10 protein-coding genes are annotated in these 13,565 nt (G+C 71.9%); 2 read left to right on the forward strand and 8 right to left on the reverse strand.

Going from position 1 to position 13,565, the window contains the following annotated elements; all coding sequences use genetic code 11:
- The first annotated feature begins 29 nt into the window (after positions 1-29).
- Both NQZ70_RS44960 and NQZ70_RS44965 read left to right on the forward strand, forming a co-directional pair.
- A complete protein-coding gene (locus NQZ70_RS44960; RefSeq protein ID WP_272826912.1) occupies positions 30-1,799 on the forward strand; it encodes a serine/threonine-protein kinase in 1,770 nt (589 codons plus the stop codon).
- A 349-nt stretch (positions 1,800-2,148) separates the two neighbouring features.
- On the forward strand, positions 2,149-2,394 hold the full coding sequence (locus NQZ70_RS44965; protein WP_129579723.1) for a hypothetical protein: 246 nt from the start codon (positions 2,149-2,151) through the stop codon (positions 2,392-2,394).
- Positions 2,395-2,543: 149 nt separating this feature from the next.
- On the opposite strand, the gene NQZ70_RS44970 is transcribed toward NQZ70_RS44965, so the two are convergent.
- The 8 genes from NQZ70_RS44970 to NQZ70_RS45005 all read right to left on the reverse strand — a co-directional run bounded on the left by NQZ70_RS44970 (position 2,544) and on the right by NQZ70_RS45005 (position 13,549).
- The gene (locus NQZ70_RS44970) at positions 2,544-3,560 is read right to left on the reverse strand and encodes an aldo/keto reductase (RefSeq protein WP_237244630.1); all 1,017 of its coding nucleotides are present in this window, start codon (positions 3,558-3,560) and stop codon (positions 2,544-2,546) included.
- A 185-nt stretch (positions 3,561-3,745) separates the two neighbouring features.
- Complete coding sequence (locus NQZ70_RS44975) at positions 3,746-5,155, reverse strand: DUF1552 domain-containing protein (protein WP_237244631.1); 1,410 nt, start codon at positions 5,153-5,155, stop codon at positions 3,746-3,748.
- Complete coding sequence (locus tag NQZ70_RS44980; protein WP_237244632.1) at positions 5,152-6,861, reverse strand: DUF1592 domain-containing protein; 1,710 nt, start codon at positions 6,859-6,861, stop codon at positions 5,152-5,154. The genes NQZ70_RS44975 and NQZ70_RS44980 overlap by 4 nt, the downstream gene beginning before the upstream one ends.
- 270 nt (positions 6,862-7,131) lie before the next feature.
- Positions 7,132-7,971 (reverse strand): BPTI/Kunitz domain-containing protein, encoded by an 840-nt coding sequence (locus NQZ70_RS44985; RefSeq protein WP_237244633.1) that lies wholly within the window; start codon positions 7,969-7,971, stop codon positions 7,132-7,134.
- A 214-nt stretch (positions 7,972-8,185) separates the two neighbouring features.
- Positions 8,186-8,938, reverse strand: a complete 753-nt coding sequence (locus tag NQZ70_RS44990) for a BPTI/Kunitz domain-containing protein (RefSeq protein ID WP_237244634.1) — start codon at positions 8,936-8,938, stop codon at positions 8,186-8,188.
- 173 nt (positions 8,939-9,111) lie between these two features.
- Positions 9,112-10,803 (reverse strand): metallophosphoesterase family protein, encoded by a 1,692-nt coding sequence (locus NQZ70_RS44995; RefSeq protein WP_129579727.1) that lies wholly within the window; start codon positions 10,801-10,803, stop codon positions 9,112-9,114.
- Between the two features lie 119 nt (positions 10,804-10,922).
- Positions 10,923-12,185, reverse strand: a complete 1,263-nt coding sequence (locus tag NQZ70_RS45000; protein WP_129579728.1) for a cytochrome c — start codon at positions 12,183-12,185, stop codon at positions 10,923-10,925.
- Positions 12,182-13,549 (reverse strand): DUF1501 domain-containing protein, encoded by a 1,368-nt coding sequence (locus NQZ70_RS45005; RefSeq protein WP_129579729.1) that lies wholly within the window; start codon positions 13,547-13,549, stop codon positions 12,182-12,184. The genes NQZ70_RS45000 and NQZ70_RS45005 overlap by 4 nt, the downstream gene beginning before the upstream one ends.
- Positions 13,550-13,565 lie beyond the last annotated feature (16 nt).

Below are 13,565 nucleotides of genomic sequence, written 5' to 3' on the forward strand. Positions count from 1 at the left end.
GGACACGGGGACGCAGAAGGCTCGAACGCATGCTGTCGCTTGAAGCGGGGAGCGTCGTCGGCGGGAAGTATCGGCTGGAGCGGCCGCTGGCGGGCGGCGCCATGGGCCTGCTCTGGGTGGCCCGGCACCTCCAGCTGGAGGTCGAGGTCGCGATCAAGTTCATGATGCCGCAGCACGCCGACTCCCCCGTCGCGCGCGCGCGGTTCGAGCGCGAGGCGAAGGCGTCCGCCCAGCTCCGGACGCCCAACGTGGTCCACGTCTACGACTATGGGCTCGAGGGCGACACGCCCTACCTCGCGATGGAGCTCCTCGAGGGCGAGGACCTCGCCGCGTACCTCGTACGCCGCGGGCGCCTCGCGCCGGCCGAGCTGCTCGGCATCGTGAGCCAGGTCTGCAAGGCCCTCCGCCGCGCGCACGAGGTGGGCCTCATCCATCGCGATCTCAAGCCGGCGAACATCTTCCTCGCGCGCCAGGGCGAGGAGATCGTCAAGATCCTCGACTTCGGGGTCGCCAAGGCGATCGGCACCGGGCTGGCCGCCGACGCGACGAAGACCGGCACGCTCATCGGCTCGCCGCACTACATGAGCCCGGAGCAGGTGCGCCGGAGCAAGACGGTCGACTACCGCAGCGATCTCTGGTCGCTCGGGGTGATCATCTTTCAATGCCTCACGGGCCAGCTGCCCTTCCCCGGCGAGGAGCTCGGCGACGTGCTCGTGGAGATCTGCACGGGCGACATCCCGGTCGCCTCGCAGCTCGCGCCGGACCTCTGGCCCGAGCTGGATCGCTTCCTGGAGCGCGCGCTCAAGCGCGAGCCCGCCGAGCGCTTCCAGAGCGCGAGCGAGCTCGCGCGCGCGTTCGCCTCGGCCGTGCAGCGCGCGGTGGTCCCGGATTCGCGCGACTCGCTGGACTCCACCGAGGCGCTGGCTCAGGGCGGCGCGCCGGCTCACGGCGGCGCGCCGGCCCACGGCGGCCTGCTGGCCCAGGGTGGCGCGTCGGCTCAGGGTGGCCCGCTGGCCCCGGGCGGCGCGCCGGCTCAGAGCGGCCTGCTGGCCCAGGGCGGCGCGCCGGCCCAGGGCGGCGCGCCGGCTCACGGCGGCCCGCTGGCCCAGGGCGGCGCGCCGGCGTACGGCGGCGCGGCGGCTCAGGGCGGTCCGCCGGCTTACGGCAGCGCGCCGGGTTCGGGCGGCGCCCCCGGCTCGGGCGGCACGGTGGCCCTCGATGACGCCATGGTCCCCGGCGGCACGCTGGTGGCAGGCGGGACGGTGGTCGCGGACCGCATGCGGGTTCCCGGCGGCATCCCAGGCCCGGGCGGCACGCTGACGGCGAGCGGCACGCTGGAGGCCGTGGGAGGCGCTCTGCCCCCGCAACCAGAGCGCCGCCCCTCGTCATCGCGGGCGTTGCTCGCCGTGGCCGCCAGCGTGCTCACGGTCGGCCTGGGGATCGCCGCCGTCGTCCTGCTCCGCTCGCCTGCTCCAAACGAGCCCGCCACGCCGGCGGCCGCGCCCCTGCTCGGCGCCACGGAAGCCGCCGCGCCTCCCGACCTCGTGCCCGAAGAGCCCGTCACGCCGCCCTCGACCGCTAGCGCTCTTCCCGCCGCTGCGGCGTCATCGTCTCCGGTCGCTGCGGACTCCTCCCCGGCCGCCGCAGACTCCGCCTCCGCTCCCCCCTCCCCGGCCGCCCCCCCGCCCGGCGCCGCGAAGACCCCCGTCAGGCCGGCGCGCCCGCCCGCCAAGCGGCCCTCTCCAGCTGCGCCCTCCAGCAAGCGTGCTCCGGAGAAGGATCCGACCTTCGGCTTCTGAACGACGCGAGACGGAGCGCGTCACGGCACCGCGCTCGCCCCCTCTGCTCGAGCTCCATCTCTCCGGAGGTCGTGGCGCGCTCCGAGCCCGTGATCACCAACGCGAGCGGGGTGCGTGCAAAGCGCACCGCCGCTCCCGCATGGGACTTCCATGTTCCTCGATTCCTGTGTCATCATGCCCAATGCTGGCCGCGCTGGATGTCGAATCGCCGCTGGCAAGATTCTCCTGATCGCGAACAACGTGTGACCTGAGCGAGAAAGGTGTTCCCATGAATCGAGGCTCGTCTTCGGGGCGTCTATCCAGGAGCCGCATCGGGCGCTCCCTGTCTGTCCTCCTCTGTGCGCCGCTGATGGCGCTCGCGCTCGCCGGTTGCGGCGGCGCGGAGCCATCCTCTTCGTCCGAGGATGACGAATCCACGCCGAGCGAAAACACCGACATGAGCTGGGAGGAGTTCAAGGCGAACGCCCACCGCGACCAGGACCGCGGGCTTTACACCATCGACGGCTTCGAGAGGCGGCTCAACGACGTGGAGCTGCGTGCCGTCTACGAGCGCTACGTCCAGACCGGTGCCCTCGTCGTGAACGGGCAGCGCTGACGACACCTCGCAGGGATCCGACCGATAGCTCAATCCGACGTATTGTGTCAGCAGCGCGTTCGGCGGCCGGACGACGCGGCGAGTCCTCTCGCGCAACCAGGGAAGGAAACCCCGACCTCGGCGACGCGGGTGCCAGCCCCCCGCGCCGCTCAGATCTTCGCCGACGTCATCCAGTGGGGGTTCTTGGTCGTCCCATCGAATCGCTCCGTCGTCTTGAACTGCTCGTGCTCCCCCTTCGCCCCGAGCGGCGCGGTCCGCGCGAGGATCTCCGAGACGCGCTGGCCGCTGAGCGGCTGGAACGTGTACGCCGCCTTGATCGCCTGCTTGAGGATGCCCATCGAGTCGCAGCCGGTGATCACCACCGACGTCGGCAGGCTCATGGGATAGTGCAGGCAGTCCATCGGAGAGACCACCCCGGTCTTCGCGATCTCCCCGCTGGCGAACGGCTTCATCCCCAGCACCCCGATGCCCTGCTGCGTCAGCGCCGGGAGGACATTCCTCTCGAAGCTCCGGTAATGCGGATCCATCACGTTGAGCGGCATCTGCACGGTGTCGAGCGGGACGCCCTGCCGCCCCGCCATCTTCAGCATGGCGAGGTGGATGTCCGGGTCCTTGTGGCCCGTGAAGCCGATGAACCGGATCTTGCCGGCCTTCTTCGCGGCCACGAGCGCCTCCATCGCGCCGCCAGGCCCGAAGATCTTCTCGGGATCGCTCATCCGGATGATCTCGTGCATCTGCACGAGATCGATGACGTCGGTGCGCAGCCGGCGGAGCGACTGCTCGAGCTGCGCCTCGGCGGAGGCGCGGTCCCGGCCGTCGAGCTTGGTCATCAAGAAGACCTTCTGTCGATATCCATCCTGGAGCGCCTTGCCCATCCGCTCCTCGCTCTTGCCGTCGTGGTAATCCCAGCAGTTGTCGAGGAAGGTGACCCCGTGATCGATCGCGAAGCGGACGATCCGGAGGCTCTCCTGCTCATCGTCCGGGATCGCCATGTGGTATCCGCCGAGGCCGAGGAGGCTGACGCTCACGCCGGTCCGCCCGAGGGGCCTCGTCGGCATCACCCCGCCGGCCGGCAGCTCGACGTCCTCCTCCCCGGGCGCGCCGGGCGCCGGCCCCTGCGGGGGCTCCTGAGAGCTCCCGCCCGTGGATGCGGCGTTTTGCCCCACCTGCGCGCTTCCTCCACAGGCGCTGAGCGCGAGGCCCGTGCCCACAATCTGCACAAATGCCCGTCGAGACGGTCGCTTCGTCATAAAAGGCAGCGCTCCTTCTGAAGACGAAGCCCGTGTGCAGGGCGTGTGCCACGCGGCGCGGCGCGCGTGAACGTGAGCGCGCCGCGCCCTGGCCTCGCGGATCAGGCCTTCAGCTCGTCGAACTCGCCCGGCTCGCCGAAGGCGCCGAAGTTCTCGATCGGCCCGCCGCCCTCCTCGGTGCAGCCGACCGCGTTCGCGAGCGTCGTGAGCAGCTTGTTGTGAGGCGCGTCCTTGTCCTGCAGCGTGTTCTGCTGCCGCGTCACCTTGATGTACTGCCCCGCCTTGAAGTAGCCGCCGCAGCTCCCCGTGATGATGTACGGCAGGTCGCGGAAATCGTGGATCTTGCCGTTGGAGAGCTCGTTCATGAACACGACGGCGCTGTTGTCGAGCACGGAGGCCCCGCCCTCGTCGTACCCCGCGAGCCGATCGAGCAGATAGGCATACTCGCCGATGAACCAGCGATCGATGTCGAAGAGCATCTCCTCGTAGCCGTCCACGGCGCTCCCGCTGTCGTCGTCCTTCGTGTTGCCGTGAGAGAGCTTGTGGTGGTTGTACTCGTGGTTCATCCCATCCCACTTGAAGATGGGCCCGTACGCGCCCGAGCCCCACTGCAGCGTCGCCGAGCGCGTCGCGCGGGTCGCGATCGCCAGCGCGAGGATGTCCATCTGCATCCGGCCGATCTTCTTGAACTCGGCGTCGAACGACACCGTGCCCGGGTCGATCCCCTCGATCTCCGCCGCCCGCTCCGCCGGGAGCTCGCGCGGGATGAGCCCGGCGTTGCCCATGCCCACCTCGAGGTCGCGCACCGTCTGGAAGTGCATCTCGAGCTTGTCGCGGTCCGCCTTGCTGAGCTTCTTCTTGAGCAGGCCCTCGTACTCGGCCCCGACCAGGTCGAGCACGCTCTGGCGCCGCTTTGTCAGCCGCTCGAGCGCCTCGTCCTCGACGTTCGTCACGCCGATCAGGTCCTGGTACGCGAGCCACGGGTTGTTCTCGCCGGAGACGGGCTGCTCGCTGCCGCTGTACGAGATGTGCCCGCGCACGTTGGGGACCCGCGCCCCGACCATCAGCGTGAGCGCGGGCGTGCCCGGCGGGTTGAGCTTGTTCGCGATGAACTGATCGAGCGAGATCCCCGCGGCGTACTGGCTGCCCTGGACGAGCGGCTGCGCCGTGAGCTTGCAGCCGATCCCCTTCGCGTGATCGTCGCCGGCGCTCGGATCCCACCCGAAGCCGCGCGGCGCCATGTGAATGCCCCGCGGGATCAGGAGCTTGTCCCGGTACGAGGCGAGCGGCGCTATCGCGCGATCCGCGCCGAACGAGGCGTCCGTCAGCGCGCCGTACCGCGTGGTCGGGAAGAACCGGGCCATGTTCACGCCGTTGCACATGAAGAACGCGATGAACCGGCGCGGCGCGGTTTCCGGACCGGCCTTGGCGTCGCGGGCGCGCAGCGACTCGAGGAACGGCAGGCCGAGCATCACCCCGCACGCGCCCCGCAAGAACGTTCTGCGATTCATTGGTCCACCTCTTCCACGGCCCGATACCTGAACGTCTTCGTCTGGGTGAGCGCGACCAGCAGCTCCTTGATGTTGTACCCGGACGCGCTGAGCTTCGCGTCGAGGTCGTCGATCGTGCACGCGTCCTCGCGCGAGAGCTGGCGGGCGTTGCCGTAACGGTACCAGTTCGTCAGATAACACCGCTGCGCGACAGGGCTCTCCGCGAGCTGCTCCGCGAGGTCGACGGCGCCGTCGAAGCGGATCTCGGGCCCCCCGACCCTCATCGTGCCGCTCGCGTCGATCGGCTCGCCGCCCTCGTCCTCGCGGTACCGCCCGACCGCGTCGTAGTGCTCGAACGCGAAGCCCGGCGGGTTGATCAACCCGTGGCACGAGCTGCACGCCTCCGGCGACGTGTGCGCCTCCACCTGATCCCGCGTCGTCCGGATCTCGCCCCGGATGGGCGGCAGCTCCGTGTTGATGTTCGCCGGCGGGTCCGGCAGGTCCGCGCAGAGGATCTGGCGCTGGATGAACACGCCGCGGTGGATCGGCGAGGTCTTGCTCGCGAACGCGTGCGAGGCCAGGAAGCCGGCCTGCGTGAGGAGCCCCGCGCGCGCCGCCGGGTCGAGAGGCGTCTCCACGAGCTCGCTCGTGAACGACCCCTCCACGCCGTAGATCGGGGCGAGCTTGTCGTTCACGAACCCGACGGGCGCGGTCATCAGCGTCCGGTAGTCGCCCTCCATCTCCAGGATGACGTGCCGGATGAACGCTTGCGTCTCGGCCAGCATCGCCGAGGACACGCTGGCGTCGAAGCCCTCGTAGAGCGCCGGATCCTTCGAGAGATCCGCGTAACGGCTCATGTGCAACCACTGGCGGTGGAAGTCGTCGAGCGCGCTCACCGCCTTGGGGTCGTCGACCATGCGCCGCGCCTGGGCCTCGATCCCCTCGGGCGCGCCCAGCGCGCCGCGCTCCGCCGCCGCGAGGAGCGCGTCGTCGGGCAGGCTGTTCCAGAGCAGGTACGAGAGCCGGGTCGCGACCTCGTAGCCGTCGAGCGGGATGATCCGCTCGCCGTCGAGCTCCTCGCTGAGCTCGACGCGGTAGAGGAAATGCGGCGACTGGAGCATCGCCTCGACGACATGGCGGACGCCCTGCTCGAACGGCGTGCCCGACTCGAACAGGCCATCGCCGCGCGCGTAGGCCGCGGCGTACGCCGCCTCCTGCTCCGCCGAGAGCGGCCTCCGGTAGACGCGCTTGCCGAGCGCCCGGATGAGCTGCCGGGCGCACGCGGCGCCGTCGCCCTCCGGGGCGCACGGCAGGATCTTGCCGAGCACGGCCTGGTCGGCCACGACGTCCGCCGCGATGGCCTCGGCGGCGCGCCGGTAATCGCGCGCGAGCCGGTCGGATACGACGAGCCCCTTGGCGTTGTTGTCGAACCCCTCGAACGCCGGATCCGCGAGGAACGACGCCGAGGCCCTCATGTCCTTGCCGAAGAGATCCCGGATCGAGTTGTCGTACTGCGCGTGCGTCAGCCGCGTCAGGCGCGGGGTCGGCCCGGGCGCGGTGACGCCCGGCGCGCACTGGACGCCGGCGCCGGCTCCGCCATCGCCCGCGCCGGTTCCGCCACCTCCCGCTCCCGCGCCGATTCCGTCATCTCCAGTCGGTCCCGAGCACGCGGCCGCGCTGGAGAGCGCGAGGGCCACGAGCAGCATCCTCGGGGTGCTTCGATTCACGGGCAGCTCCCTTCGTGCGTGAAGAGGTCGAAGATGTAAGAATCTACAAGAGCTTCAAGCGCCAGGCTATCGGGCGCGGCCGTCCAGCGTCAACGCGCGGCCACGGCGCGAACGGCATTTCCCGTGCATCTTTCTGGATTTCGTTCCGCGCGAAAGCCCGGCGCGCTCATGACGCGCTGCGCGCGGGAGGCGCCGTGGTGGGTGCCGGGGAGAGCCGACGCTACGATGCATGAAACTGCGCCTGATGGCGCAGGGCGGAGGCGCCGGCCTTCACGGCGAGGACAGCTTCGGCTGACACCTGCCCTCCAGGCACACCGCGGTCATGCCCTCCGGGTACACGGGCGCGCAGGGGGGGCACGCGCCGAAGCCCTCGGGACAGACGATGGACTCGATGTCCGCGCTCTGGTTGAGGGCGACGATGCCTTTCCCGCTGCACTCCTCGCAGCACCCGACGCCGTCGCGCAGCGCGCAGTCCGCGTCTTGCGCGCACTCCGTCAGCGGGGATTCGCGCACGTCGAGGACGACGCAGCGCCCGGCCTCGCACGCGGCGGCGAAGTACTGGGCGGTGCTCTCGGCCTCGCTGACCTCCGGGCACGGCGCGCACGCCACGCCCCCGCCGCACCCGAGGGTGTTCCAGAAATCCGTCGCCGAGTCGCGGTGGACGGCGACGAAATCGTGGGCGTCGTTCGGGTTGCAGGCGGCGCAGCAGCGCGGCGAGGCGAGGACGCAATCGCCCGGCGCGGCGCAGGCAGCCATGTCCGGAACGTTGCCCTGACAGGCCTCCTGGCACGCCTCGAGCGACTCGAAGCGGTTCTCGTTGCCGTCGCACCCGCCATAGGTGAACGGAACGCACACGCCCGAGCTGGGGTCGTGCCAGTAGCGCGGCATCGCCGCATCGCAGGGCCCGGGGTCCTGCGGCAGCGAACAGCGGTTCGGCAATTCGCCGCCGGCGCCGCTGCTCGTGACCGGGCCGCCGCCGCCGCTGCCGGCGACCGGGCCGCCGCCGCCGCTGCCGGCGACCGGGCTGCCGCCGCCCGCGCCGCCGTCGCCGCCCGCGCCGCCGTCGTCCGCGCCGGTGCAGCCCGCGCCGAGCAGGAGAGAGGCAAGCAAACCGAGGCCGAGGGAGGAGCGCCGTCGCAATCCAGAGACATTGCCACCGGCGCGCCCTCGACCGCCCGAGGAGAAGGCAATCGATCGTAGGGTATTCATACGCATGCGATGGCATGCCAGGCCGCGGAGTGCCAGGCGACGCGGCACGCCGCGACGACATCGTCGACGGCATCGTCGAGGCGCGGCGCGCCCCTCGCCGGCGCGCGATCGCCGTTCACGGCGCCGCGGGGAGCTTGGGCTGGCACCGGCCCGCCGAGCACACCGCCGTCATCCCCTCCGGATAGACGGGCGCGCACGGAGGGCACGCGCCCGCGTCGGCGGGGCAAACCAGGCTCCGGAGGTCCGCGCTCTGGTTCAGCGCGACGATGCCAGTCCCGTCGCACCCCTCGCAGCAGCCGACGCCGTCGCGCAGCGCGCACTCCGCGTCTTCCGTGCACTCGGTCAGCGGCGACTCGCGCACGTCGCGCACGACGCAGCGCCCGCTCTCGCACGTGGCGGCGAAGTACTGCAACCTGCGCTCGGGCTCGCTGACGTCGGGGCAAGCTTCGCACACGACGCTCGATACGGGGTTCACCCTGTCGTACTCGTCCTTCATCGCGCGGTTGACCGCAACGAGCGAGCCGGCCCCGGCGCTGTCGCAGGGAGGGCAATTGCCCGCGGCCGCGAGGACGCAGTCGCCCGGCGCCTCGCACGCGTCCATGTCCGGGCTCCCGCCGTGACAGGCCTCCTGGCACGCCTCGAAGGAATCGAAGCGGTTCGCATTGCCATCGCAGCCGCCGTAGGAGAACCGCTTGCACACGCCCGTGTCCGGGTCGTGCCAGTAGCTCGGGATCGCCGCCTCACACGGGCCGACCTCCTGGGGCAGCGAGCACAGGGCGGGCAATCCGCCGTCGCCTCCGCCTGGGTCTCCGCCGCCCGGGTTCACCGTGACGAAGCAACCTGCCGCGAGCAGCAGGGAGGAGAGCAAACCAAGAGCAACCGCGATGGAGGAGCACCGGAGCATGCCAGCGGAGCTGCAACCGATGTGCCGTGGGCTACCGGCCGCTCGGACCGCGGTTGACGCGCCCCGGGGCGAAGGGGGGCGCCTGGGCAAGGTGTGCCAGGCGCGACGCGCCCGTCATGCGGCGGCCGCATCGCTCGTCAGACGCTGAGCTCGAGCGACGGGAGCTGCTCCCGGAAGAACGCGTTGTACTTCGGGTCGTTGTACCGCTCGTATTCGATCACGAAGGGCGTGAGCTGACTGACTCCCCCCTTGTAACGGATGGTGAGGGCCATCGGGGTGACCTCGCGGTAGTTGCTGGTCAGCGGCAGGTCGTCGTTGGTCCTCCCGCCCGCGGAGAACAGCGTGAGGAGCACGCCGTCGGGGTCGTCGTAGACCACGCGGAAGCCCTCCGGGATGCGCTCGTGGCCGCGGATCAGCGTGGTGCAGCCGAGCTTCTGCATGAAGCTCTTGAACTGCCGCTTGCCGAAGGGGAAGCGGGCGGTGGACTTCTGGAGCTCCGCGGGGATGGCGTCGACCTCGCTCGGGTCGCTCCAGAGCATCTGGAACCGGATCTCGGGGTCGTTGAGCGAGGACACCGACTGCCACCGGGCGGCGAGGGTGTCGTCGCGGGGGATGCCCGCGTGGACGAAGAGGATGCGGTCGAAGACCAGCATGTTGGGCAGCGCCTCGAAGAGGCGCATGTACGCGGCGAACACCTCGTTCGGGGCGATGGCCGCGAGCGAGCTCATCGCCTCGGAGGGCCGCACCGGCGCGAGCACGCGGCCGTTCAGCTCGACGTAGTACTCGTGGTTGCCGCGCAGGACGAAGACGTTGTCGGGCGCGACGAGGAAGAGCTGCATCACCGTGCGCAGGATGCCGTTGTAGCTGAACCGGCCGCGATCGATGTAGTCGCCCAGGAACACCAGCATGATCCGCGGGTTGTGCGCGGGGTCGTCGCGGTACGCCTGCAGCTTGGCGAAGAAATCCGCCTGCATCAGCGCCGCCTTGAGGCACGAGTAGCAGCCGTGCAGATCCCCGACGACGAGGAGCTCGACCTCCTGGGCGGGATCGGGCGAGGCGACGTAGACGTGGCCGTCGAGGAACGGCGCCTGCCCGGCGAAGCTCGCGAGGTCCGCCGCGCCGTCGAGCCGGCCCGCGCCGCGCGCGCGCTGCTCGGCGAGCTTCTCCTCGAACCGGCGCATCAGGTCGAGATCGACCTTGGCCTGCTCCGCGAACGTGGCCGGATCGGTCGCGTAGTCCCACTCGAACGCCTTGAAGAACGGGTGATCGAGCTCGCGCGCCTGCTTGCGCGTGGCCGGATCGATCACCACCGCGCCCTGCTCGATGGTCTCGATCTCCAGGTCGTCGATCTCGGCCGCGATCGCGAGCAGCGCGGAGAGCTCGTCGCGGAAATTCTGCTCGCTCGGGTGGATGACGCCGTCGGCGAGCATGAGCCCGTCGACGGTGGCGAGCAGCGCCTCGCGGTTGTCGTCGTCGAAGCCGTCGAGGAGCTCGAAGCAGCGGAGCTTGATCTTCGCGAGGACGAAGTCCTTGGGGTCCTCGCCGTCGGGGACGCTCTCGGTGAAGAGGCCCTGGATCTGGTGGTCGATCTCGGCGAACACCTCGTGGAAGTGCTTGGTCCACCGCGCGATGACGTCCTGGTTCGCCTGGGCGTCGTCGCCGAGGGCGTCGCGCGCGCGCTGCTGGACGAGCTCCTGGATGTGGCCGCGGATGAACGATTTCTCGGTCGGATCGAGCTCGCCGTCGATGTACCCGAACCCGGTGAGATAGTAGATGATGGCGTGCATCTGCTGCTCAGCGACGCGTGGATCAGGGCTGAACGTCATCATCAGGCAGCTCTCCTCTGGCGGTGAGGCCCCAGGGTAGCGCAAGACGGGCGCGCCGCGCCTGCAGCCGCGCGCGTCACGGCGACGCGGGCGGGCGCGTCACGACCGCGCCGGTCAGCGCGTCACGGCCGCGCCGACGGGCGCGCGCCGCCCGGACGCGCGGGCGGCGCGAGGCGCTCGACGAAATCGCGGATCCGCGCCCGATCGGCCTCGGACAGCGCGTGCCCCGGGGGCGGCATGGTCCGCTCCTCGACGACCCGGCGCGCGATGGCCTCCCGGAGCGACGCCCACGCCGCGCGGGTCGAGAGGTCGACGCCGCCCTCGCCGCGCGGGCGGTGGCAGCGCGCGCACGCCCGGTCGAACACCGGCGCGATGTCGTCCCAGGCGGGCCCGGCGCCGGCGTCGTCCGCGGCGAAGCGCCGGAGGGCGCCCGCCGCGAGCAGCCAGACGTCGCCGCTCGGCGATCCGATGAGCCGGCCGGCCTCCGGGAGGCGCGCGCCGCGGGTCGCGCGCGTGCCCGCGGCGTCGAGCACGCCGAGCTCGCCGCCGTCGGCGAACCACACGCGCTCGCCGGAGACGGCGAGCCCGTGGAGCGCCGCGCTCGCCCGCAGCCGGAGGCGCAGCACGCCGGCGCCGTCCTCCGCGTAGAGCGCCGCCGGCGTCGCCGCGAGCAGCGCGCCCGCGCCCGTCACGGCGAGGAGCGGCGCGGGGCCGTCGGCCTCGAGCGGGTACGATCGCAGCGCCCTCGGGGCCACGTCGAGGGCGAGGACCTCCTCGCCGCCGAGCGCGAACGCCACGCGCCCTCCGCCCGCCGCGAACGCCGCGAGCGGCCCGGCCGCGTAGCGCGTGACGCGCTCGCCGTCCGCCACCGCGATCTCGCCGTCCAGCGCGAAGGCGGCGCCGCCGCCGAGGCCGAGGCCGGCCGCTGCCCGGACCGCGGCGCGCTCGAGGCCGTAGAGATCGGCGACAGGCTCGAACGCCCCCCGGCTCGGCAGCCTGAACAGCCGGCCCTCGGCGTCGACCCCGACGATCCACGTGCCGTAGCCGTCGGGCGCGGGCACCACCGCGGCGCTCGCCCAGCGGTGGGGCGCGCGCTCCACCCGGGCGAGCGCGCCGTTCACGAAGACCGCCGCGGCGCCGTCGTGGAACAGGACGACGCGGTCGCCGTCGTCGGCGACCGCGCGGACCGGGCCGAGCTCCCCCGGGGCGGGCCAGGCGACCGGGCGCACGGCGAGCGGCGGGCGCGGGGACGCGGCCGACGAGGCGCAGCCGGCGAGCGCGAGCGCGAGCGCGGCGAGGCAGGCGAGCGCGGCGAGGCGGGCGAGCGCGGCGAGGCAGGCGGGCGCGAACGCCGCCAGGGGCGCCGCTCGGCGCACGGGCGTCACGGCCGCTGGAGCAGCTCCGGCACCACCTCGCCGTCGCGCAGGTGCTCGAGCGGGGGGATGCCGAAGGCGAACAGGAAGGTGGCGAGCAGGTCCGGCGGGGCGATCGGCCGCGGCCCGCCCTGGAACGTCTTCGCCGGGGCCGGCAGGAGCTGCTCCGGGTCGGTCTTGCCGAACGAGATGCCCCCGCGGAAGCGGGGGGAGATCACCATCGCCGAGTTGTTGGGGTAGTGGTCGCGGCCCATCGCCGTGTTGAGCTGCGGCGTGCGGCAGAAGTCGCTCGTCACGAGGATGTGCGTGTGATCCGAGAGCTTCTTGCCGGCCCGGGTCGGGTGCGGGGCCTTGTCGAGCGAGCCGAGGAGGGCGGCGATCAGGTCGAAGAGCTCCTGCTGCGTGGCCGCGTGCTGACGGTAGTTGCTCGTGTGCGTGTCGAACCCGTCGCTCGCGAAGCTCACGCAGCGGACCACGTTCCGCCGCATGGCCTCGATCGCGAACGCCGCGTTGACGGCCGCCTGGCGGGCGAAGCGGGCCTTGTGGTCGAGCTCCGGGTGCGCCTGGATGAGCTTGCCCCTGGAGAACACGTCCTGGAGCCCGGCGTTCAGCATCTTGCCCAGCGCTTCCGACTGGATCGCGAAGCCGTTCAGGGCGTCGGTGTAGCGCGATCGCGCGGCGAGGGACCTGGCCTCCTCGGAGAGGAGCGCGGTCACGGCGGCGCGGTCCTCGTCGGTGTCGTAGTGCCGCGCGCGGGCGAGGGAGCGGCTGATCGTGCCGATGTCGCCGACCGTGAGCGGGACGGCGCGCCGGTCGAGGCGGTCGCCCACGAACGCCGAGGGGAACTGCACGGAGACGGCGGGGAAGGTCTGGCTCGCGCCGAGCTCGCTGGCGCAGATGGCGTCGAGGCTGGAGGCCAGGACGCGGCCGCCGCTCAGGTGCCGCCCGGTGGTCGCGAAGGCGGTGCCGTCGGGGTGGCTCACGGTGTTCATGGCCAGGCCGTTGACGATGCATAGCCGGTCGTGCAGGTCCGCGAGGGCGCCGATGCCCGGGCCGAACGTGAGGCTCGATCCCTTCGGCGTGACGGGTGCGAAGCTCTTCGCGCCGCCGGCCGCGGGCGCGTCGACCCAGAGGCGGAGCGGCGCCGTGTCGGTGTTGTCGGTCGTCGCCGGGGTCACGAGCCCCTTGCTCTCGTTCCGCGGGTCGGCCCAGAGCGTCACGTCCCAGCCGCCGGACGCGTGGATGAAGAGGAAGAACTCGTCCTCCGCCGCCTCGCCGTGCGCGGCGAGCGCGCGCGCCGGCAGGCCGAGCACGCCGGAGAGCGCCGCGCCCGCGGCGGCCTGGAGCAGCGCGCGGCGCGGGAGACCATGGGCCATCTCGAGCGCAGTTTGC

Origin of the sequence: Sorangium sp. So ce836, assembly GCF_028553905.1 — a bacterium.
Taxonomy (GTDB): domain Bacteria; phylum Myxococcota_A; class Polyangia; order Polyangiales; family Polyangiaceae; genus Sorangium; species Sorangium cellulosum_D.

Excerpts from the sequence above, each read along its gene's own strand:
- NQZ70_RS44995 (WP_129579727.1), bottom strand. The coding sequence starts at position 10,803 with ATGATGACGTTCAGCCCTGATCCACGCGTCGCTGAGCAGCAGATGCAC.
- NQZ70_RS45005 (WP_129579729.1), bottom strand. The coding sequence starts at position 13,549 with ATGGCCCATGGTCTCCCGCGCCGCGCGCTGCTCCAGGCCGCCGCGGGC.
- NQZ70_RS44975 (WP_237244631.1), bottom strand. The coding sequence starts at position 5,155 with ATGAATCGCAGAACGTTCTTGCGGGGCGCGTGCGGGGTGATGCTCGGC.
- NQZ70_RS44965 (WP_129579723.1), top strand. The coding sequence starts at position 2,149 with ATGGCGCTCGCGCTCGCCGGTTGCGGCGGCGCGGAGCCATCCTCTTCG.
- NQZ70_RS44960 (WP_272826912.1), top strand. The coding sequence starts at position 30 with ATGCTGTCGCTTGAAGCGGGGAGCGTCGTCGGCGGGAAGTATCGGCTG.